Origin of the sequence: Cohnella phaseoli (assembly GCF_003386235.1) — a bacterium.
Classification (GTDB): Bacteria; Bacillota; Bacilli; order Paenibacillales; family Paenibacillaceae; genus Cohnella; species Cohnella phaseoli.
In genome coordinates this window covers 1-23,104 of record NZ_QRDZ01000057.1, presented here as the reverse complement: position 1 = coordinate 23,104, position 23,104 = coordinate 1, and the positions used below count along the sequence as shown (strand labels likewise).

13 protein-coding genes and 1 pseudogene are annotated in these 23,104 nt (G+C 57.3%); 1 reads left to right on the top strand and 13 read right to left on the bottom strand.

Translation table 11 applies throughout. The features are described from left to right. Positions 1–9: 9 nt before the first annotated feature. The 4 genes from DFP98_RS37535 to DFP98_RS37515 all read right to left on the bottom strand — a co-directional run bounded on the left by DFP98_RS37535 (position 10) and on the right by DFP98_RS37515 (position 7,593). Positions 10–1,665, bottom strand: coding sequence for a thiamine pyrophosphate-binding protein (locus tag DFP98_RS37535; RefSeq protein ID WP_116065766.1), 1,656 nt, complete (start codon positions 1,663–1,665; stop codon positions 10–12). Then, on the bottom strand, positions 1,666–4,464 hold the full coding sequence (locus DFP98_RS37530; protein ID WP_116065779.1) for a bifunctional diguanylate cyclase/phosphodiesterase: 2,799 nt from the start codon (positions 4,462–4,464) through the stop codon (positions 1,666–1,668). A 255-nt stretch (positions 4,465–4,719) separates the two neighbouring features. After that, positions 4,720–5,037 carry a nucleotidyltransferase domain-containing protein gene (locus DFP98_RS37525; protein WP_116065765.1) on the bottom strand — a complete coding sequence of 106 codons (318 nt, stop codon included), beginning with the start codon at positions 5,035–5,037 and terminating at the stop codon, positions 4,720–4,722. Positions 5,038–5,298: 261 nt separating this feature from the next. Then, the gene (locus DFP98_RS37515; protein ID WP_116065778.1) at positions 5,299–7,593 is read right to left on the bottom strand and encodes a type IA DNA topoisomerase; all 2,295 of its coding nucleotides are present in this window, start codon (positions 7,591–7,593) and stop codon (positions 5,299–5,301) included. Between the two features lie 158 nt (positions 7,594–7,751). Here DFP98_RS37515 and DFP98_RS37510 point away from each other — a divergent pair, with 158 nt between their 5' ends. Then, positions 7,752–8,987: a hypothetical protein gene (locus DFP98_RS37510; RefSeq protein ID WP_116065763.1), complete on the top strand. Its 1,236-nt coding sequence runs from the start codon at positions 7,752–7,754 to the stop codon at positions 8,985–8,987. 157 nt (positions 8,988–9,144) lie between these two features. Here DFP98_RS37510 and DFP98_RS37505 read toward each other — a convergent pair whose 3' ends face one another. From DFP98_RS37505 to DFP98_RS39585, 9 genes and pseudogenes are all read right to left on the bottom strand, one after another. Further along, positions 9,145–11,241, bottom strand: coding sequence for an alpha-L-rhamnosidase-related protein (locus DFP98_RS37505; protein ID WP_116065762.1), 2,097 nt, complete (start codon positions 11,239–11,241; stop codon positions 9,145–9,147). A 34-nt stretch (positions 11,242–11,275) separates the two neighbouring features. Beyond that, positions 11,276–14,431, bottom strand: coding sequence for an alpha-L-rhamnosidase (locus DFP98_RS37500; RefSeq protein WP_116065761.1), 3,156 nt, complete (start codon positions 14,429–14,431; stop codon positions 11,276–11,278). A gap of 24 nt (positions 14,432–14,455) precedes the next feature. Further along, a complete protein-coding gene (locus tag DFP98_RS37495) occupies positions 14,456–15,442 on the bottom strand; it encodes a sugar phosphate isomerase/epimerase family protein (protein WP_116065760.1) in 987 nt (328 codons plus the stop codon). Between the two features lie 34 nt (positions 15,443–15,476). Further along, complete coding sequence (locus tag DFP98_RS37490) at positions 15,477–16,364, bottom strand: carbohydrate ABC transporter permease (protein WP_116065759.1); 888 nt, start codon at positions 16,362–16,364, stop codon at positions 15,477–15,479. A 16-nt stretch (positions 16,365–16,380) separates the two neighbouring features. Next, positions 16,381–17,277: an ABC transporter permease gene (locus tag DFP98_RS37485; RefSeq protein ID WP_246017152.1), complete on the bottom strand. Its 897-nt coding sequence runs from the start codon at positions 17,275–17,277 to the stop codon at positions 16,381–16,383. Between the two features lie 74 nt (positions 17,278–17,351). After that, positions 17,352–19,064, bottom strand: coding sequence for an extracellular solute-binding protein (locus DFP98_RS37480; protein WP_116065758.1), 1,713 nt, complete (start codon positions 19,062–19,064; stop codon positions 17,352–17,354). A 160-nt stretch (positions 19,065–19,224) separates the two neighbouring features. Then, positions 19,225–20,868 carry a response regulator gene (locus DFP98_RS37475; RefSeq protein WP_116065757.1) on the bottom strand — a complete coding sequence of 548 codons (1,644 nt, stop codon included), beginning with the start codon at positions 20,866–20,868 and terminating at the stop codon, positions 19,225–19,227. 6 nt (positions 20,869–20,874) lie between these two features. Then, entirely contained in the window at positions 20,875–22,638 is a 1,764-nt protein-coding gene (locus tag DFP98_RS37470) for a sensor histidine kinase (RefSeq protein WP_116065756.1), read from the bottom strand. Positions 22,639–22,924: 286 nt separating this feature from the next. After that, positions 22,925–23,104 (bottom strand): annotated as a pseudogene (locus DFP98_RS39585) (hypothetical protein); the annotation flags it as partial.

The following is a 23,104-nucleotide window of genomic DNA, read 5'->3' as shown; positions in this document are numbered from 1 at the left end:
CGCTCGTATTTATTTCCCGAACGAGGACAGAAACTTAACGCGGTCGCCCATAGGGGGAACGTTGTTGTCCTGCAAAACGACCTCAAGAAGGGCAGGACCTTTCGCCTGCATAAGCCCGGAAATGACATCGTGGCTAATGTCGTCCATGCCGCAAGCTCTGAAGCTGGGAATGCCCATGGCCTCGGCCATCGCCGTAATGTTGACAGCTTCCTGTCCGAACGACGGATGGGTTCTGTTGAATTGCAGCGAGTGCCCGTGATAGACCATCCCCAGACGGGCATTGTTCATTACGACGAACAGAATCGGCAGGCCGAGCTCTCTCGCCGTCAAGATTTCCATTCCGTGCATGAAGAAGCAGCCGTCGCCCGTTATACATACGACCGGACGGTCCGGCTCGGCCAGCTTCGCTCCGATCGCCGAGCCGATGCCGCTGCCCATGGCGCCGAAATGAACGTTAATACTGTAACAGTCCGGAGCCGGCACCCGCATATGATGGATCACATAGGACATAAACTCGCCTATGTCTACCGTATATCGAGTATCGTCCGGCAAGCAGCGCTGAAGGCTGAGCAGCGCATTCCTTGTGTTGTATTCTTTTCCCGCCTCCGTGAACTCCTTTTCGGCCACCCTCGTGCGGCTTGAGCCGGATTCGCCATGCTTCGCGCCGGACGCCAGCGTCTTAAGCTCGTCCAACAACATGAGCAAGCTAAGATGGATGTCTCCCAGCACGGGAATATCGATTTCATATTTCCGATTAAATACGGTAACGTCGAAATCGAGCTGAATGGTTCGCCGGCCTCTCGTCAATCCGGGATTGTAGTTGTTCGTGGCCGTCTCTCCCAAGCTCGATCCGACAATCAGCAGAGTCCGATACGAGCCGTCGGAGACGACCTCCGATGCGCTCTCGTGGCCGGCAAAGCCGAAAATGCCTGCATACAGCGGGTGGTCGTCCGGAATATACCCTTTGGCCTGCGGCGTCGTCATGATCGGCCATTCCAGCAGTTCGGCAAGCTCGACGAGCAAATCGACCGAGCCTCTGACGCCTTGCCCGACAAGAATGCAGCCCCTTCCATTGTCCAGCATCGTCCGAGCGGCCCGCTCGACTGCAGCCAACTCCGGAACCATCGGCTTTCTTGACGCTCCTGCCGGAATGTCCGGCTTGCCGACATCGGCATGCTGAACGTCGATCGGCACGGCGATATGAACCGGCCCCGGAACGCCGGATACGGCGATTCGATGGGCTTTCGCCAGCTCCTCAAGCAGATGCTTGGCATCCTTGACGATAACGCTGTACTTCGTCACAGGTTGAAAAATCGGAGAAACCTCCAGCTCCTGAGACGCGTTTAACCCCATCGTGTTTACGGGAACTGCGCCGGTCAGGAACAATACGGGGAGATGCTCGCGCATCGCGTTGGCCGCTCCCGTGACCAGATTCGTCGCTCCGGGCCCGCTGCAGCCGATACAGACGGCCAGTCCTCCGCCGTACTTCGCGTAAGCCGCCGCCATATAGGAAGCGGCTCCTTCATGCTTGGCGACGACCGGCTCAAGCTCGGGCAACTCGCACAGCTCGTCGAAGAATGCATTGACCGAGCCTGCCGGAATGCCGAAAATGTGCCGAACTCCGCTTCCTTTCAAATATTCCAATACCGCCCGCGCCGCTCTCATCTATTGCACCTCCAGAATATTTCTGTCCATCAGAAATGCGAATTCTTCAGCCGTCATCGGAGTGCTGAAATAATACCCTTGCATCAGACGACAACCCCGCTCCGACAGAAATTGCACATGCTCCTTCGTCTCTACGCCTTCGGCGACGACACTTAAATTCAAATTCCGCGCCAGTAAAATAATCGTGTGGGTAATCGCGGCATTGTCCTTCTCGCTCTTAATTTCCTGGAGGAAGGACTTGTCGATCTTCAGCGTATCAATCGGCAAGCTCTTCAAATAGCCTAACGATGAATAGCCTGTGCCGAAGTCGTCTATCGCGATTTTTACGCCTAGATCTTTCAATTCTCTCATTGTCTTTAGCGTCAGTTCCTGGTTTTTGATAATCAGGTTTTCGGTCAGCTCCAGTTGCAAGCTGTCCGGCAGCAGCCCGGCTTCGGACAATGCGTTCTGGACCAGCGCAAACAAGTTGTTCTGCTCGAATTGACGCGCCGACAAGTTCACTGACATGCTGCTTAGCGCGTAGCCTTGTTCCAGCCAGCTTTTCAGTTGGAGGCAAGCTTCCTTCAGCACCCATTCGCCGATCGGGATGATGAGAGCCGTCTCTTCGGCAATCGGAATAAACTGATCCGGAGCGATCATGCCTCTAGTCGGATGATTCCATCGCAGCAGCGCTTCCACGCCTACGATCCGTTTCTCCGAATAATCGATCTGCGGCTGGTAGTAGATCACAAGCTCCTCTTGCTCAAGCGCCTTATACAGATCGTTTTCCAATTTAATGCTTTCAATCGTTCGCACGTCCATGCCGGCTCGGAAGAAATGATAGCTGTTCCCGGAGATTTCCTTAGACTTGTACATCGCCGCGTCCGCGTTCTTGATCAACGTCTCCGTCGTATCGCCGTGATCGGGATATAGACTAATTCCGATGCTCGCCTTCATGTAGATTTCGTTGTCCATCAGTTCGAACGGCTCCGAGAAGGCGTCCACGACTCTCAGAACCACTTCCAGCACTTCGTCTTCGGTATGGATATGAGGAAGGAAAATAGTGAATTCGTCCCCGCCCTGCCGGGATACGGTCGCGCCGAGCGGCACGCAGGACGACAACCGCCTGGCCACGTCTCGCAGCAAATGATCGCCGTAGCTATGTCCCAGAGAGTCGTTGATGAACTTGAAGCGATCTAAATCCAGATAGAGCACGGCCAATCTCTCGCCTGTGCTCTGCGCGTGGGACAGCCCTTGCTGGAGCCGATCCTTCAGCAGCAGCCGATTCGGCAGATCGGTCAAGCCGTCGAAGTAAGCACGGTACTTGATCTCCTCTTCCATCTGCTTGCGCTGCGTGATGTCCTTGAAGGTGACGACTTCCCCTACGACCTCGTCGCCTTCGCGGATGGCGGAGATGACGTACTCTACCGGAAAGACGGAACCGTCTTTGCGGTAGAAGCTGTCGCTCTCGTAAAAGTTGTCTTTAAGTCCCTCGAATACGACGGCCGTCTCCTGATCCTGCCTTTCCTGAAAAACGATGCAGGAGGGCTGCCCGATCAATTCGTCCTTCTTGTCGTATCCAAGCATAGTTACTCCCGCTTCATTGCAGAACGTAATCTTCCGATCAAGATCCAGACCGAATATTCCTTCCCCCGCGGAGTTAAGAATCAGTTCCTTCTCGCGGCTGAGCTGCCGCAGCTCGGCGATCGCCCGCTCTAACGCCTCGTTCTTAACCGTGATTTCCGATGTTCGCTCCTGAATGATATTCTCCTGCTTCTCCATATACAGCAGGTTGGATAAGGTGGAGGCCGTAGCATCGACGATCGATTGCGCAAACTGCAGCGTCGCCTCCGAGTAGAGGAAGCTCCCCTCGTCGAGCTTCACTACGGCGATAGCGCCAAGCACCTCTTTCATCGCTACCAGCGGGAGCATGAGCAGTCCCTTTATCCCGAACTGACGGCAAAGCTCGTGATTCGGCCTGCCGTCCTTAAACACATCCGGGATGAGCATCGCTTGTTTTGTCCGGATCACCTCTTGAAACACGAGGTCGTTGCTTTCGTCAATCTTGATCCGGTTATGCGTCTGGATCCAGTCTTCTTCCGTCCAGTCGCTGTCCTTGCTGAGCTTGGCCGGCGCGATTTGACTTTCCGTAATCGGATCAAGCAGGTGCACGCCTATATTGCAGTTCTCCAACACCTTGCCCAAGTAGAAAAAGCAGCTGTCCAGGCATTCTTGCAGCGTCGAGCTCATCGACAGATCGCGCGTCACATCCAGCAACAGCTGCTTTTCGGCGAGAAGATTTTCTTTATGCGTCAAATTTCTGGCATTTCGTATTGCTACGGCCGCCATGTTCACGTAGGCCTCGACCGTCTGGATCTCCGATTCCATCAGGTTCATCGGCACGCCGTAGTCAAACAGAAAAACAAGGCCGAACAGTTCCTGCTCGAAGGAGATCGGCAGCACCAGCAGCGACTTGATCTGGAAGCCTTGCACCGCGCGGGGGTCCGGCCGGTTGTCCTTGGACGTATCGGGAATATAGATCGTTTTCTTCGTATCGATTACTTCTTTGGCCAGCAAATCCATTTCCGTATCGATCACATGCATGTCCAGCGTCCAACCGTTGATGACCTCAGGCTTGCCGACATAGCCGCGAAACGTTCCATCGGCCTGCGGCAAATAAATCCCTACGGAATCGCATTGGACGATTTCCTCGGAGATCGCCGTAGTTACATGCTCCAGCACCTCGCGCAGCTCAAGCTTCGTATTGATCAGCTTCGTCAGGTTGGCGAGCCGGGAATATCTCATTTGCTCCTTCAGCATTCTTCTAACCCTCACTCCCGTATAGGTCATCCCGTAAACCGCATCGCTATCGAATTCTAGTCCGATGATTGTTGTACACAATTCTACATCTGAGCTTAAATTCCTGTCGAGCATTGCAAAAACCTCCGATCTGCGCTGCGGCAGATGGAGGTTGTGTTGAGCGCCGACTTGCTAATTGCTGATGCGCCTTTCCTTATTGCTATATCCGGTGTACTCCATTACGTTTGAGCCGCTTGCTCCGAACCGCGTCGAACTTCATCCATGCGGCGCGAGTGCTGCCGCCTCGTCCCTGCTGTATAACAGTATGCCATCCTTATTTATGCTTTCAAGCAGAAGCTCATCGTCCAGTTCATTCATTCTCACGATGTCTAGCGAATACAAGCCTACATTGTCTCTCAGCTTCGTATGGAGAGAAAGGGGGATATTATCGCCTATCAACGCTAGATCGATATCGGAGTTTGATCTGGCGTCTCCTCTTGCCCTCGATCCGAACAATATAACTTTCTCCACGTTTCTTTCTTTCGATAAGATCGAGATGATCCTTTCCATAATGCTTTCAGGAAGGTTTAACATGATTACGGATCACCTCCACGATCTTATTGTGAAGATAGCTTAATTCGGGGTAATAAATATCTCTAATGGAAGCATACACAGTCTCCGCTGTCCTTAACTTATAAGTATGAGTCTCACCGAATCGACTGTCCATATTCTCCATTATAGCACACTTCTTAGAGCCTAAATCCCGCAGCGACCCTTCAAAGATCGGAGCCTCCAAATGGATCATTGGATTTTCGATCATTCGGTCCGCCGCAACACCGGGCCCATGTTTCTCCTCTATTCCCGCTCCAAAGCCAACTCGCCCGTCCTGTCGTCCTTCAGCACAATTCTAGCCTCGAACGACTCCCCGCCGCTTCCGGCAAACTTAAGCTTGCCTGTCCGACCCTTGCCGATCAGCGACTTGACCATCGCGTCGGTCAGCGTGCGTCCCAGACTTTCCTTCCAGATGACGAACTTGCAGCCCGTTTTGTAATGACTGCATCCGTAGCCTTTGCGCCCCATGAAAATGCTGCCGCCACATCCAGGACTTGGGCAAACGCCAATCACGGCCGGCTCCCCGCTCTGCTCTGCGGAAGACGCCTTGACCGGAGCTTTCCGCTTAGCCGGCGCTTTCTTCGCGGCGACGGCAACCGAACCGCCCGACTCTCCGCCGTCGGAGGCCTTCTTGCCGCCACGCGCCCCCTTCGCTGGAGGTTCGGGCCTGGCGAACGCATTTCTCGCGGCCGGACGCTGAACGTTAACCTTGTCGATAATTAATCTCGTAAACTTTTTCACGTTGCCCATGAACACATCGGCCGAAGCCTGTCCGCGCGCGATCTCCGTTAATCTTCGCTCCCAGTGGCCGGTCATTTCCGGCGAAGTCAGCAGCTCGACGCCCGCTCCGCGAATCAGCTCGATCGCCGTTCTTCCTTTGGGCGTAATGACGATGCGCTTGCCCTGCATATCGACATAGCCGACCTGTTTCAGCCGCTCGATCGTCGCCGCTCTCGTCGCGGGAGTGCCGAGTCCCGAATCCTTCATCGCGTCGCGCAGCTCCTCGTCCTCAATCTGCTTGCCCGCGCTTTCCATCGCCTTCAGCAGCGTTCCTTCGGTATACGGCTTCGGGGGCTGCGTCTCCTTCTCCTTGACCTCGGCGTCCGCGCAAACGACGGGCTTCTGCGGATCGACCTCGAACGGCGCGTCCGTCTCCTGCTCCTCTTCCTCCGCGGCCCCGTCGTCCTTGTCCTTGCTTTTCTCCTTGGCGCTGCCTTTGGAGGCCGGAGCGTCTCCCGCGTAAATGATTTTCCAGCCGAGAGACAGCAGCTGCTTCACCGTCGTCTTGAACGTCTCCTTCTCGACCTCCGTCAGTACCGTATGCACCTTGTACTCCGCCGCCGGGTAGAAGTGAGACAGAAATCTTTTGACGATCAGGTCGTACAGCTTGCGCTCGTCCGGACTGAGCCCTTGCGGCTTTCTCATCGTCGGCATAATCGCGTGGTGGTCCTCGACCTTGGCCGGATTGCACACGTTCTTGTTGTTCGCATGCACAAACCGCTTGTTCGCGCCGTTCACGAATTCCCCATAATCCGGAGAATTCCGCATCGCATCCAAAATCTTGTGCATCTCCGGAATGTTCTCCGCATTCACATAATTCGAGTTTGTACGCGGGTAAGAGATGACTTTGTGCTTCTCGTAAAGCGCCTGCGCGACGTCGAGCGTCTTTTTCGCGGAGAAACTGAACTTGCCGTTCGCCTCCCGCTGCAGCAGCGTCAGGTCGTACAGCTTGAAGGGATACTCCTTCGTATCCTTGACCTCGTAGCTCGCAATCGCTCCCGTTTTGCCCCGCACTTTGTCGGCAATGGCCTTCGCCTTCTCGGGATCAGTCAGCCTGTCGCCCTGCCAATTGCTTTTATAAGCGATACCTCCGTCCTGCTCAAACATGCCCGTAATCTCGTAAAATTTCAGGGAATCAAAAGACTCGATCTGTTTCTGCCGGTCGTAGATTAGCGCCAGCACCGGCGTCTGCACCCGCCCGACGGACAGCAGCTCGTTGTGCTTCGTCGTGAACGCGCGCGAGCCGTTCATCCCGATCAGCCAATCCGCCTCGCTCCGCGCGCGGGCAGCTTGGGTCAAGTTGGCGTACTCCGTGTTGTCCTTCAGTTGGTCGAAGCCCTTGCGAATCGTCTCCGCTGTCAGGTCGGAAATCCACAGCCGCTTCACCGGCTGTCGCAGTCCCAGATGCCTGACGATCAGGGAGAAGATATGCTGCCCCTCCCTCCCGGCATCACATGCGTTGACCAGTTCGCCGCTGCGCGCCGCCAAATCCGCGATCACCTGCAGTTGATCCTTCGTCCGCGGGTTCGGAAGCAGCTTGAAATCGTCGGGAATAATCGGCAGATCGCCGAATCTCCATTTCTTGTATTTCTCGTCGTAGAGATCGGGCTCGGCCAATCCGATCAGATGGCCGATCGCCCAGGTGATAATATAGTTTTCGCCCTCCAGATAGGAGCGCTTGTTTTGCGCTTTCGGCTCGATTACGGCCGCGATATTGCGGCCCATATCGGGTTTCTCCGCGATGACCAACGTCTTCAACACGGCTTCGTCCTCTCCGTTAGCAATCCGCACAACCGCTGCGCGGATTGATCGATATAGACCGATTATATCACAGGTTTTGAGCCGCTTCGCGAAAATGAACCTGCCGCCCCCTTCGGACGTTTGTTACATAACAAGACAAAAAGGATGATTTTCCTATGATGGACTTGAAGTGGAAACGGCTAGGAGCGGCTGCCCTACTTGGCGCTCTGTTAATTGCAGGAGCATGCGACTCGCGCGAAGAAAACGGGACGCTAACAGCGGATACGGAAACCGGGTTAGCCTCAGCCGAGGCGGAAACTGCGGTGGCGGTTGGGGCGTCTACGTCTACTTCCGAACCGGTATCGCCCGATGTATCGGTTGAAACGAACAAGCCAGGAGAAGCGAAGCTCCCTCTACCCGAGCGGCTGCGGGCCGAGTTGGACGATGAGCCCATCCCGCAAGAGCAATTCGCCGATTGGCTTCGGTCGCGGGCCGAGCAAGACAATCCGGGCGATTATCCGGTTAACGTAATCCGGGCCGATCTCGACGGGGACGGCTTCAAACGCGAATGGGCGACCGTCGTCTACGAGAGTCGACTAGTCGAGAACGTCGAGTCCCGCTACGCCTACGGAATTGTCGCGGCTTTACAGGACGGCAAATACGAGTGGCATAGCTTCGTTTTCCCCGAGGAGGACTACGGACGGGCTTCGATTCTGGATACAGGCGATTTGAACGGAGACGGCAAGCCGGAGATCGTCTGGACATCGCTTGGAATCGGGGCGCATACGTCTACCTTTACCTATACGGTATCCGGCTGGGACGAAGGGAAGCTCGTTACCCGTCCGGGAGCCGCAATCGTTCCAAGCGTGTCCGAAGCCGGCATCCGCGACGGCAAGCTGAGCATCTCCGGAGGACTGATCGATTCCGCGGGAGCCGGACCTTGGCAAAGAGAGTACGACGATACATATACGATTGCAGACGGCGCCCTTAAGCGGGAAAGCCGGGTTTTCTCCGAGGCTTCGACTCCCTATCATCGGCTGTTGGACGGCTTGTGGGCGGAAGCGGACGGCGAGGCGGAGAAGGCTATCCGGCATTATACGGCGGCGATTTCCATGAAGGCGGAGAGCTATCGGGACTTTGCTTTTATTTTCAACCGCGATTGGGTCGAAGGCGGGAAGATGGAGGACGAGGAAAAGAAGTTCGAGGAAGTCGTTCAACGGTTTGCCGGCTTCCGTAAGGAACGTCTCCAAGCCAAGCTGCAAGGGGAGAACGAAGAGAACGCGTGCGCAGCCGCCAAAAAGAAAAGCGGCTACGAAACGTCCTGGCTCGCTTATCTCAATGCGCCGGCCGGCTACGCCAATCCGGTATGGAGCAACGAAACGGTATGCTCGGCGATTGAGGAGCGGTTCTAGCAGAGCCCAAGGCGGATCGGCGTTTATACGAAACCTTGTAACTTTCGGCAAATTTGTTTACTAGGTTGACGAGGAGGGCTGCCGCAAAACAAAATCTTCCCGACAATGCCGCGAGGGTCTTGTCGGGAAGATCTGCGAAGCCGGGAAGTCCCATCAGTCAGGCGAGCAGCACTTCGTAATTCGTATCCGGTTGCGCCAGCTCCAGCTCATAACGTCCCTCGGAGACCGGAACGAGCGGACCGTCCTTCGTTCGGGGCGTTCCGTCGCACGAGAAGACCAGCGTTCCGACTCCGGCCCCGCACGTCGTGACCCGGATGCGGCTCGCGTCCCGGTAGACGGCGATATCGCCGTTTGGCGTCGGAACCGAGCCCTCGATTCGATCAAGTCCCGCCGTGTGCGGCTCCACCCGGTAGCGCGCGTAGCCCGGCTCGGTCGGACGAACGCCGAGCACGTACTTGCCCAGCAAATAGATCGGCGCGGCTCCCCAAGCGTGGCACAAGCTTTTGCGGTATTTGTCGTGGTACATGTCGTACTGAAGCTCGGGCGGCAGCTCCGGATCGTACTCCTCCCAGAAGGCCGTTGCTCCAAGGTCCATCATTCCACCCCAGTAATCGCGAATCTCGCGCAGCACCCGCTCTGTCTCTCCCAGCTCGCACATCGCCTCCAGCTCGAAAAAACGCATAAACGGCGTGACGATTTTCTGGATGCCGTCGTTCAGAATGACGTTGCGCTTTACCGCTTCGCGCCGATCGTCGTTCAAATAACCGAAGCGAAGAGCGAACAGGCTCGGATACTTGAGCACGTCGCGCACCAATTCGCCGTTCAGCTTGCCGTGTAGAAACGCGCCGCTCTCTTCGTCCCAGAATGTGGCGAAAATCCTCTCCCGCAGTTCGGCGGCCGCGTCCCCGTAGCGCGGCGCGCGTTCCCCGTCTCCGAGAGCCTGAGCGAATTCAGCCACCGTCTCCAGGCTTCGGCATAACATGAGCTGCTCGGCGGCCAACGCGCCGCGACGCTCCATCGGCGCCCAGTCGATGAATATCCAATCCTCCGGATAACCTTCCATCATGCCTTCTTCGTTGCGCCTTCCAAGACAAAATTCCATTAAGCTCAGCATGTCGGCATAACGGGCCCGAACGAACTCCAGATCGCCCGTATACAAGTAATAATCCCGACAGCTCAGAAACCAATAGAACGTATAGTCCATAATGGTGTTGATATGGATTTCTACCGGGTTTTTGCCGCGCAGCCCGATCAGCGTCCGCTTCGCAACGTCCTGCTCGAAAAACGAGTAGTTGTTGAGCAGAAAGCCGAGATTGGCGTCGCCGCTCCATACCCAGCGGTCGCGCTTCATGCCGTCGTACAAAAACTCGCGCATGTTCATCTGCAGCGTATGCTCCGACAGCTCCCAGATGTCGTTCAGACGGGCATCCGAGCTGCGGAATTCGCCGCGGCGCTTCATCGGCAAATATTCGTAATGATGAACGACGCTCTCCCAGCTCACTCCCTCGTCCGCCTTCAATTGGATGTAGCGGAAAGCCCGGGTGACGGGAGTTCGCCAATCGCGGGACGTGCCACCGGCCAAGTCTCCGTTCACCGACAGCGTATCGAACGTCTCCGCAAGCTCGCCCGCCATCGCTTCTTCACGGGACTCTCCGTAATACAGATAGATCCGGCCCTGCCCGGTCACTCCGCGAAACTCGACGTGACCGAACGTTTCCCGACCGAAGTCGGCGAGCGTCCCGCCTTCGACCGCCTCCAGGGCTGCGGGCTCCCTCTCCTCGTAAGCGAACGGGAACGCAGCCGGAGGAAGCGAAATGTCTTGGAACGTCCACGAGGCGACCGGCACCCACTTGCCGTTCAGAGCCGTGACTTCCCAGCCTTCCCCGGAGTCGCAGCCAGCGCCGGAAGCGTACAGCGCCGGAATTTCTCGGTCGCTGTAAACGTTGACCGACAGCGTATGCCGACCTGCCGGGAGAATAACCGAAGAGATCGGCTGGTTGGCGCGACGCAGCGGCGTCATATCGTCGTCGAGCAAAAGCACGTAATCTCCTTGCGCCGATACCGTAAGCTCCGTCGGCTCCGCCAGCTCGTACGTGCGGCGAAACTTGACGCTCGTATACGCCGCGTCCAGCCGCCAGGACGGCGGACAGATGTACCCTCTGAACTGCCGGAGCACGGACGCTTTCTGGTGAAGCCATATTTCATAATCGCCGGGATACCAGATCCAGGTGGGGCGATTCTTAATTGCGGTCATGCGATACTCCCCCCGTTTCTATCCTATTGCTTGCTCACCATGCCGAAGAGCCGAACTCGTAACGGCCGGAGCCGACGCGGAAATAAGCGGCCCAGACGTCGCGCCGGACGAACGTCCATCCGTCTCCCGCAGCGCCCGGAATCGTCTCGATCGTCTCGCCGTCGACTCGGACGGCCGCGTCCGCCCTCGCGGGCAGCCGCACCTCGGCCGACGTGTTCGCGGGCACTTCCGCCCGCAGCGTAAGGCCGTCCTCCGAGACGTGCCAATCGCTCTCGATTCGTCCGTACGGGCCGTCGTATTTGCACCCGGCGAACGTCAGCTCTCCGCCCGGCAGCGGGCGAATGCGGAACGACCGGAAGCCGGCCTCCTCCTCGTCCAGATCGATGCCGAACAGAAAGCGATACACCCATTCTCCGACCGAACCGAGCGCATAGTGGTTGAAGGAGTTCATCTCCGGGTCCTGGAACCCTCGCTCCCCGTTCCAACCGTCCCAGCGCTCCCAGATCGTCGTCGCCCCGTTCATCACCGGATATAGCCAAGAGGGGAAAGTCGTTTGAAGCAGCAGACGGTAAGCCGTTTCCGTCTCGCCGAACTCGGACAGCAGCGGCAAAATATAGGATACGCCCATAAACCCGGTCGTCATATGCCAATCCCTCTGCCGGATGTCCTCGACGAGCCGACGCAGCGCGGCGCGCTCCGTCTCCTTGGGCAGCAAGCCGATCATGAGGGCGAGCACGTACGCCGTCTGCGTGCCGCTCTCGATCTCTCCGTCCTCGCGGACGAACCGCCCGACGAACGACCGCTTCAGCCGCTCGAACAGTTCGCCGTACCGGACAGCGTCCTTCTCCCGGCCGACGATTCCCGCCATTCTCGCCATCAGCTTCACGCTATAAGCGAAGAATGCGGCGTTAATCAATGCCCGCGGCGTCTCCGCTCCGAAGGACAGATGGTCGCCGAAGCTTTCCGATCGCCGCACCAGATTGTCGTCGCTGTCGCGCTCCATCCAGACGATCCATCGGCCCATCGCCTCGTAGTTGTCTTCGATGACCCTTTTGTCGCCGTAAACCCGGTACATCGTCCAGGGCAGGATTACGCCTCCATCCGCGAAGAACACGTGCCCTTTGCCGAAATGCTCGACGAACGGAGCCACGTCCGGCATCGCGCCGTCGTCTCCCTGGGCGTCGCGAATATCCTGCATCCATTTGTCGTAAAAACCGGCGCAGTCCATATTGTAGGTCGCCGTTCTCGCGAAAGCGTGAGCGTCCCCCGTCCAGCCGAGCCTTTCGTCCCGCTGCGGGCAATCGAGCGGCACGCCGAAGAAATTGCCCCGTTGGCTCCACTTGACGTTGTCCATCAGCCGGTTCAGATGAGGGTGGGACGTGCGGATGTCGGACGTCTCCTCGCAATCGGAGCGGATGACGATGCCGACGAGGCGTTCCGGCGTCAGTTCTCCCGGGTAACCGTCAATCTCGACGTACTGGAAGCCGTGATACGTGAATCGCGGCTCGTACGTCTCATTGCCCAAGCCTCCGGCGAAATAGACATCCGTCTGCTTCGCCGTGCGCAGATTAGCCCGGTACAGCCGATCCTCTCCTTCAAGCCGTTCCGCGTAGCGCAGCGAGATGCGCTGTCCGGAAGCTGCTCCGGCCAACGTTAGCCGCATCCAGCCGACCATGTTTTGCCCCATATCGACGATGTAACGTCCTTCTCCGACCCGCCGAACCGACAGCGGAGCCCGCTCCTCGATCGGACGAATCGGCGGACCCTGCCGAGCGCGCATTCGCCCGCCCGGCAATTCGGTCGCCGGAACAGCGGCCGTCCGCTCGGTCTCCCTTCGCTTGCCGTCCGCCGAAAGCCGCGCGTCGTACGTCTCGCCCATGTACAGATCCGCCGAGACGACCGGACTCCTCCAAGCCTCCCAGCTTTCATCGCTGGCGATCGTCTCGCTCGTTCCGTCGATATAATCGATCCTCAGCTGCGCGCGGCAGGCGAGCTTTTTACCGTAGTGATACGGACCGCAGATGCCCAGATGTCCCGCGTACCAGCCCGGGCCGACGTCGGTCTCCAGCCGGTTATCCCCTTCGTTCAGCCACTCGGTCACGTCGTACGTTTGATAAGGAATGCGAATGCGATAGTCGGTCCAGCCTGGGGAGAAAACGTCGTCCGCAACCGGTCGGCCGTTTAATCGACTCTGATAAATGCCGAGAGCGGAAATATATAGCCGGGCGCTTGCGACCGGCTTGTCGATCCGAAACGCGCGGCCGAACGTCGGACACGGGCCCAAGCCGGTATTGACCGGATACAGAATCCGCTTGTATACGCTCCAATCCCCTTCCCCGAACTCGGCGATCCGGACCGCGGACCACCATAGGCCCGACGACTCCGCGTCCGGAGAAATCCAGCCTTCCTCCGGTTCGTCCGTCGCCAGCCAATGCCCCTCGCCGACGAAGTCCCGAACGCTTCCGTTCGAGAACGTCAGACGCAGCTTGGCGATCAAGCCCGCCCGCTCTCCGTCCGCCGCGCAGGCGACGACGTTGCGGCCGATTCGCAGCAGCTCCTTGATGTCCAACACGACCGCCTGCAAATAAGGATAATAGAGTCCCTCGTCATGCCCGTTCACATGGATGTACAGCGAATCGGCGGCGAAGACGTGCAGCTTCGCTTCAACCGGCAGCTCTTCAAGCTCGAACGCCATCCTGAAGTGACGCCGCTTGCCGTCCCCGGCTGCCTCGCCAGCGCTCTCTTTATTCCGGTCCCAGAGCACCGGAACGCCCTTCAGCAAGTCGGGCTCCGGCTGCCGGTCCGGCAGGAACGGGGCGGTGATCCACCGTCCGCTCCATTCCTCCTGCGCCAGCAGCCCCGTCTCCCAGTAGCCGGTCTCGCTCCACTCGCTCTCGTTTCCGTCTTTGTCCCATGCTTTATGCTTCCAATAATAGCGGGTTTGCGAACGCAGATCGGGTCCGCCGTATTCGATATGACGGCATTCTCCGGACTCGATCCTGCCACTGTCCCAGACGCCGCCCCTATCCTTCTCCAATTCGTCCCGGCTGTCGGAGACCAACACCCGGTAGGCGGTTTGGCGTTCTCCCCTTCGGTCGGATTTCAATTGCCAGCTCAGAGCCGGACGCGCACGGTCGATACCAAGCGGATTACGCTCCGCATCGACCTTAAGGTTGACTACGCTTATCATGATGTCCTCTCCCTCTTCGTTCCGTCAGCGAACCGGCGACAGCAGAAGCTTGCGCAGGTAGGCGGCAATCTCGGGAGATTTCCCGCTTTTCAGAAGCGCTTCGATCTCTCCGGAGGGAATCGAATCGACGAGCCGTACGAATGCCTCCATCGCGTCCACACCTTCGCGGACCGCCTCCAGACCATCCTCGCGATATGGATACTGATCGATCGACAGCCAACCGTCGTAGCCGGTCCGCTTGAGCCAATAGAAAAATTCAAGCGTCTCGATCGTATGAACGCTGCCGACGATCATATCGTCGTCCCAGTGCCGGAAATTGTCGTTCATATGCACGTGGAACAGCCGGTTCCCGTACTTCTTGAGCAGAGCGACCGATTCCGCCGGAGTTTCGTAAGCGTTCAGCGCATGGCCGAAATCGATCGTCACGCCGACGTTGTCCGCACCGGTCTCCTGGGCCATCAGAATCGACATCGCCGCCGTGCTCAGATAGCTATGGGTGCGCGGCTCCTTCGGCTTGTATTCCAGCGCGACTCTAACGTCCGGACGATATCCGCTTACCTCCTTCAGCCCTTCCCCGAACCAGTCGCGTTCTTCGATGTAGTCCGCCTGGAACAGGTAATCGTAGCCGTCCTGACCGGGCCAGAGCGAGACGAGATTTCCGCCCAGCTCCACCGCGGCGTCGATCATCTCCTTCGTATGCGCGACCGCATCGCGGCGAACCGCAGGGTCCTTGGCGGCGAAGCTCCCGTTTTTCCACTTCATCTGCCCGAAATGGTCCGGAATGATCGACGCCAGCTTCAGCCCGTAGCGCTCAAGATGACCTTTCAGCTCCTTGACGTTCTTGTCCGTCACATGCCAGGTGCCCACCAGCTCTACGCCGGTCACTTGAGGGATATGCGAGACCCGTTCGAACAGCTCCGAGATCGTAAACGGCTCCGCGTAGCCTCCGGTCACGTACCGATCCGAGCAGCTCCCTACGTTCGATAAAATAACGGAATATTTGGCTGTCATTGTTCGTTTCCTCCTCTTGTCGAAAATAAACAGATTATTCCTTCACGCTGCCGAGCACGATGCCATGGATGAAGTAGCGTTGAAGGAACGGGTAGACGAGCAGAATCGGCAGCATGCCGACGAATACTTGCGCCGCGCGTGCCGTGCGGTCCGAAATGCGGTTGAACAGCCGCGCGGTCTCGGGATCGGTGAATTTGGACAAGTCCGGCATCGTGATGACGGTCTGCAGGTAGCTGGACAGTGGATACTTATCCGGGCTGTTCATGAGCAACAAACCGTCGAACCACGAATTCCAATGCCCGACGACGGTGAACAGCGTAATCGTCGCGAGGGCTGGCGTGGACAGGGGAATGTAGATACTCAGCAGAATTCGCCAGTCCCCGGCTCCGTCCATCCGCGCCGATTCGTTCATCTCGCGCGGCAGCCGCCGGAAGAAATTCAGCAGCAGGATGATATTGAATACCGGCACCGCTCCGGGCAGCACAAGCGCCCAGATGGAGTTGAGCAGATCCAGATTTTTGATCGTCAAATACCAGGGGATCAATCCGCCGCCGAATAGGATCGTTACAACGAAATACCAGACGTATACCGATCTCAGCCGGAAATCCCGGCGTTCCTTGGACAGCGGGTAAGCGCACAGCAGCGTCAGCGCCAGGTTAATCGCCGTGCCCAAGGCGACCCGCTGCAGGGTAATGCCCATCGAACGGAAAAATTGTCCTTGCGAGGCGACATATTCATAAGAAGCCCAGGTAAAATCGCGCGGCCAGAACAGCACGCTGCCCGCGGCCACCTGTACCTTCGAGCTCAGAGACAGCGCCAATACGTGCAGAATAGGCAGGAAGCACAGCGCTGCCAGCATCGACAGCACCGCATAATTGGCCAACCGGAAGCTTCTCTCGCTCCACGACGTTGTCTTGACCATCCGTCAGCCACTCCAATCAGAAAATTCGATAGTTGGCGTACCGGTACGCCAGTCCGTAGGATACGGACACCAGCACGAAGGAGACGAGCGACTTGAACAGGCCGAGCGCCGCCGACACGCTGAATTGATAGTCCTGCAAGCCGATCCGGTAGATCATCGTGTCCAGAATGTCGCCGCTCTCGTACACCGGCGGACTGTACAGGTTAAACACCTGGTCGAACCCGGCGTTCAGTACGTTGCCGAGACTGAGCGTCATCATCAGGACGATGATCGGCGCCATGCCCGGCAGCGTAATGTGCAGCGTCTGCTTCCAGCGGCTCGCGCCGTCGATGACGGCCGCTTCGTACAGCGTCGGGTTGATGCCCGTGAGCGCCGCCAGATAAATAATCGTATCGAACCCGAATTGCTTCCAGGTGTCCGACACAATCAGCGTCCAAGGGAACCATTTGTTGTCTCCGAGGAAAAATACCGATTCCAATCCAAGCCCCTGAAGCAGTTGGTTAACGATGCCCTTTAACGAGAGCACGTCCATCAAAATGCCGGCAAGGATGACCCAGGAGAGAAAATAAGGCAAGTAGATTAACGTCTGCACCGAACGTTTGAACAAGGCGCTGCGGATTTCGTTAAGCAGCAGAGCGGTCACGATCGGAACGATCAGGTGCAGAACGATTTTGGCCGTCGCGATAAATATCGTGTTCCAGAGCACCCTATTGAAGTCGGGCAGCTCGAAAATGTACTGAAAGTTCTCCAGCCCGACCCATTGGGATTTGAGAAATCCTTTGGTCGGATAATACTTCTGGAAGGAGATGACGATTCCGAACATCGGAATGTAGCAGAACAGGAACAGAAACAGAACTCCCGGAAGCAGCATAATGTGATTGGCGCTTTCCTGTCTCCACTTGCGGTTGAACACGTTTGCTCTCACCTCCCGCCGCCGCGGCAGACGGACGCCTGGCGTCCGCCTCCCTCAAGCGGGTCGTCTGTCTTTTACTTGTTGCTCGCGTACCACTCGTTGACTTCCTGCGTAATTTGGTCTCCGCCAAGCTTTTTCCAGTTGGTTACGAAGCTGTCGAAATCGTCGATTGGCGCCGCGTTCATGACGATTTTCACGAAGGTTTCGTTCTGCATTTTCCCCAGCGTCGACATCTTCTCGTCCGCGGTCTTCGTGGAACCTCCGAAATACTTATCGATGACGACGCCGTCCGGCTGCAGCTGATATCGGTCGCGAACCTCGAACGGGCTGACGGCCGGCTGATGAATCCACCATTGCTGCCATTTCTCGGGATCGGAGCCGTCCGTTCCTTTGACGAGGTCATACGTATCTTTTAAGCTCTCGTTCAGAGCGGACGGATCCCCGGACGCCAACGCGTCCCGGACAAGCCGATAGTTATAGTCTTTAATATAGCCCTGGATCGGCGACAAGACATGCATCGCATACTTGGCGTTGTCTACCCAGGCATATTGCTTGTTGTCGCCGTTCGTGCCGAGCTCGTCGTCTCCGTACACTTTGCGAACGAACAAATTCATCATTTTCACGGCCGCCTCCGGATTGGAGAAGCCCTTCTTGACGACGTGGAAGCCGCCGACGGAGACGCCGACGCTCGGCTTGGCCGGCGTGCCGTCGATCGAAGGCAAAGGAAGCGCGATCCAGGACGCGTTCGGATCGTTCTTGATCAGGTCAGCCGCGATAAGCGCGGACTCCGAGATCGTGCCGTAGAAAATGCCGAGCTTGCCGGATACGACATCCTCCTTCAGCCGATTGTAATCCTTCGTGCCAAATTCGCGGTCGATCAGCCCGTCCTTGTACATTTGCTGCAGCTTGGCAAGGGCGTCTTTCATCTGCGGAGCGATGCTGCCGTAGGCGAGCCGGCCGCTGCCGTCCTCGATCCAGATGTCCGGATAAGCATGGAAGCCGTTAAGGAAGCCTCCTATGGAGCCGCCTCCCATCGTGGCGCTTAGAATGCCGAGGCCCAGCGTGTCCGGTTTGCCGTTGCCGTCCGGATCCTGCTTCACGAACGCGTCGGCGACCTGTACCAGCTCGTCGATCGTCTTCGGTTCTGGCAGATTCAGCTTCTGCAGCCAATCGGAGCGGACGTACAGCGTCAGCAGCGAGTCCCGCGGATCGCCGCCGTATTGCGGGATCGCCATCAGCCTGCCGTCGTAGGTAGCCATTTTTTGGGCCGGGGCCAGCGCTTCCGCGACCTGCTCTTTTAAATAAGGCATCGCGTAGCGGTCGAACACGTCCGTCAAATCCTCGACCATGTCCGCTTCGACGAGCTGGTTAAGTTGCTTCTTGGAGACAAGCATCAGATCGGGAATGTCCCCCGAAGCGATTGTCACGTTCATCTTGTTGTCGTACTGCGTGGAGTCCACCATCCAGTTCCATTTCAGGTTGACCCCGAGCGTCTCCCGGTACAGCTTCGTCCAGCGGTTGTCGTTGTCCCAAGTCTCCCCGTCCGGGAACGTTGCCCAGCCCGCCGTAGCCAGAACGGACGTCATCGTCACCGGCGGATCGATCTTGCCGAACGGGTCGGCGTCTCCTGCCGGAGAAGCTTCGCCGGAGTCCGTCGTCGTCGCCGAAGGCGCAGGCGTGTTGGCGGGAGTCCCGCCGTTGTCTTTGCCGTTGTCGCTGCAAGCGCCCAGCACGGTTGCCGTAAGCATGACAGCCAGCAGCGCGCTCCATCCCTTTTTTCCTAGCATTCTTTGTGCCCCTTTCCGTGTTTCGAATGTGGATTTCGTGTGGCAACCCGATTATAGCAACGCCGGTTCCGGCCGCTCTATTCCAAAGATTTGACTTCCCGTTGCAACTTTTTGCTTGTACGGAAGCGGGACGAACGCACATCCGTTGCACATTTTCGACTTATCTTCGGCCTCGGACGGCAGCCTCTCTCCACTCCTGAGGCGTGACGCCGGCCGCTTTCTTGAACACTCGGTAAAAATATTGCACAGACGCGAAGCCGGCCGCGGCCGAAACGTCCTGAATGCGATTGCGAGGATCGGCGAGCAGTTCCTTGGCCAAGCGAATCCGGCAATCGGTGATGTATTCGGCAAGTCCTACGCCGTTCTTCTGCTTGAACAGGCGGGATAAATAAGAGGAGTTATGGCCGGCATTCTCGGCGATGGCGGTCAGGGAAATGTCGTCCGCCAGATGGTCTTCGACATAAGCCTTCACCTTGGACATCAGCTCGTCTTCGCTCTGGCCCCGCAGCCGCTCGCGGAAATCGAAGATCGATTGCCCGCAGCTCCTCAAGTAGGCGACGGCCTCGTCCGGCGCTTCCCGCAAGTCGGGCCGGATCAACCGGCCCGCGTCCCAGCGCTCGTCCGTGCCGGCCAACCTTTGCTCCCTCGTATGAAACGACAGCAGCACGGAAGCGGCCATGTAATAATGCTTCTCCAGAAGCGCCGCATCGCGAGGCTCCAACAGCTCGTCCAGCAGCTCCAGGAACGGTGCGCGCCGATTGTTCTCGATCATCGAAGCGAGGCTTCCGATTAAATTCGCCGCGTCCCGGGGATAGATTTCTTCACGATCATCGGCAGACCGTTGATCGACCATCAGCGTTTCCCGGCCCGAACCGAGCCCCCACAGCATGCTTCCCTTGAGCGCCGCGAACTTGCGTCCCAATCCTTCCCATGTCGTCGGAGCATCGGCCAGGGCGACGGACAGCTCCAGCTTTAGCAGGTCTTTGCACGCCCCCTGAATGAGCTCGAACGTACCCTGGAGGAAACGGACGATCATGCTCCACGTATCCTCTCTCACGCGCGGCGGGCTGTCCGGATGCAACCCCTTAGGCTGAATCAACCAAAGCACGTTGTAGGGATCGAGCGGTACGGACAACGAGACGACCGTGGCGTCCAAATATTCGCCGGCGATATTGCGAATCGAGTACAGCAGCAGGTAACGATCGTAATGAGACAGCTCCTCCTTCCATTCGTCGATGCGGCATACGACCGGCAGCACGGACATCGCGGATTGCAGCGGAAGCCGCAGATCGTCGAATTGGCGCGCAAGCTCGCGCTCGGCCAGACGTTCCCCGTGAAGCAGCTGCCGGATGAAGTCCTGCTGCAGCGCTTCGGAAGCCGCCTTCATCTGCTGCTTCGATTTGTCGATTAACTGCTGAATCTCGATCTCGTCCTTCAGCTTCTCCAGCGCCTTCTCCACCGCTTCGATCAGCCGTTCGTCTCCGTCGGTCTTGAGCACGTAATCAATCGCCCCGCCCCGGATCGCCTGCTGAACATAGTCGAAATCGTTAAAGCCCGACAGGAACACGAGCTTACAGCGCGGCCAGTAACGGGCAATCTCGCGCTGCAGCGTAAGGCCGTCCATGCCGGGCATGCGGATGTCGGAGACGACGATGTCGATTTTCGTCCGTTTTAACCAGTCCAACGCTTCTCTGGCCGAATAAGCCCCGACCGGCTCCAGGTCGAGATGCGGAAGCTGGCGGAACACCTCCAGCAAGCCTTCTACTACATAATCCTCGTTATCGACGATAAGCAATCGGTTCATGGAACGTTAACCCCTTTCCTCCGCGGGAAGCCTGATGTCTACGCGCATGCCGCCGAGCTCGCTGCGGGAGATGCGCAGACCGAACTCCGGACCGAATTTCAACGCCAGCCTCCGATGTACGTTCAGCACTCCGGTCGTCTCGATATCCTCCGCCGACGATTGCAGCCGTTCCGCAAGGGCTGCCAGCTTGTCGTCCGACAACAAATTGCCGTTATCCTCCACGACCAGCGAGAGAGTTCCCGATACGGCATCCCGCGCGACCGAGAAGCGAAGAACGCCTCGCCCGTCCAGCTCCTCCAAGCCGTGAACGAAGGCATTCTCTACGATCGGCTGCACGATCAGCTTGGGAACGAGCCGATTCTCTTCGTCCTCCGGAAGCTCCTCCCACTCGATGCTTAGCTTGTCGCGAAATCTCATTTTCAGAATGTCGGCGTACGTTCGGGCGTGGTCGGCTTCCATTTTCAACGTGGCCTCTTCCCGGCCGTTGCGGGTAATGTACTTCAAATAATCTCCCAATAAACGCGTATACCGTTTGACGCTGTCGGTATCTTCGTCCTGGGCCATCCGGTGAAGCCGATAATAGGCGTTATAGAGAAAATGGGGATTGATTTGCGCTTGGAGATGCTTCAGCTCGGCACGCTGCGAGCGCAGTCCCTGTTCGTAGACGTCCCGGATAAGAGATTGGATCGTCCCGACCATTCGGTTAAACTGCTCGTAAAAGTAGTCGATCTCGTCGCGGCTGCGCGACTTGAGCTGTACGTCGAACGAGCCCTCGCTTACCTTGCGGAAAGCCCGGACGAGACGCTGAAGCGGGCGCTGCAGGAACAGATAGATCCAGTAGGCGAACAACAGCACGATCACGACCGCCGTCGCGATCAAAATCCGGAACCACCACTGATAGCCGGAGAGCGGCTTGAGCACGAGCTCCTCGGGCATATATAGCGTCAGGGCGAACCCCAGCTCGGCCGAACGCTCGTAGGCGGCAATGTAGTCGCGCTTGTCGACCGTCGTCACGTTCCGTCCGGACGCTTCCGGATGGGACTGCGGCATCTCCGTCATCAGCCGCTGAAAGCGGTCGTTGCTGTCGTCTCCGGAGAGCAGCCAATCGCTCTCCAGCCCTGACAAAATCGCATTTCCTCCGTTCTCGGTCAGCATGCGCGACAAGATGGACTTGATCTTGCGCTCGTTAAGCGTAATGACCAGCCAATAAGCCGGCAGCTCGTCCTCGTAGGTCCCCGTCGGAAACCGCTCGGCTTGAACCAGCTTCCCGTGCCATACGAGGATGGGAGCGGCCTTCCGATTCATCAGCTCATGGATCGCGGCATCCTCTGGCGTAATGGTATAGGCGATCCGGTTCGGGCGAATAATTTTCTGCTCCGAGGCCAGAAACAGCGCTGCATCTTCGATATAAGCGCTGGACGACTTTAACGTCTGTATTTTCTTCTGAATGGCGCGCACCTCAACGCTGCGCTCGTAGTCCGTCATCACCGGCGACATCGTCGTGAAGCGCTGAATATCCTCGTCGAAAATGTACTCTCGTTTCAGATCGACGATATGCTCCAGAGCAGTGCTCAGCTCGGCGGTATAGAAATGAACCCGCGACGACAGCGAGTTCTCGATTTCCCTGCGAAGCGTCTTCTCGCCGTTTACAATAAGCAGCGAGCCGACGATCAGAATCGGCACGATCGCCGCCATGAAGACGAGCACGATTTTCGGATACAGACCGATGGACAGCAGGTTTTTTCCCGCAAACGGTTTCATAAATCTCATGATGCCAAGCCTCCCTGGAAAACGAAAAGCTTTTGGACACCGGGAAGCGGTATTCCAAAAGCTTTTTTTCTATTATAACAAACCCGTTCGGGGGCCATCCGTTATAAATATTTTACTTTTTCGTTGTACGTTTTTGCGGTTGTCCTTGAAGCTTTCTCAAGACATTTTGAAAATTGAGAAAACGAAGACTCAGTGTTTGTGTAAAATTAGACTTGTACGGTTTTTCTTACAAACTTCCATCGTTTGAGCTCGATTCGAGTTGCTTTGTACGGTTTTTCGTTACTACTTAGGTACCCTGGGGGAAAGCGAAGTTGTCTTGGAAAATTGCAATGAGCGACGGAAGGACAGGAAGACCTTGTTTGCGCAATGTTGAAATAAATCCATGAGCGCGCGCAAATTGATGCGCCCCCTCCCAAGTACGGAATGAGCCGGATACTTTTTGCTTCACCTTGGTCATCCGCAAATC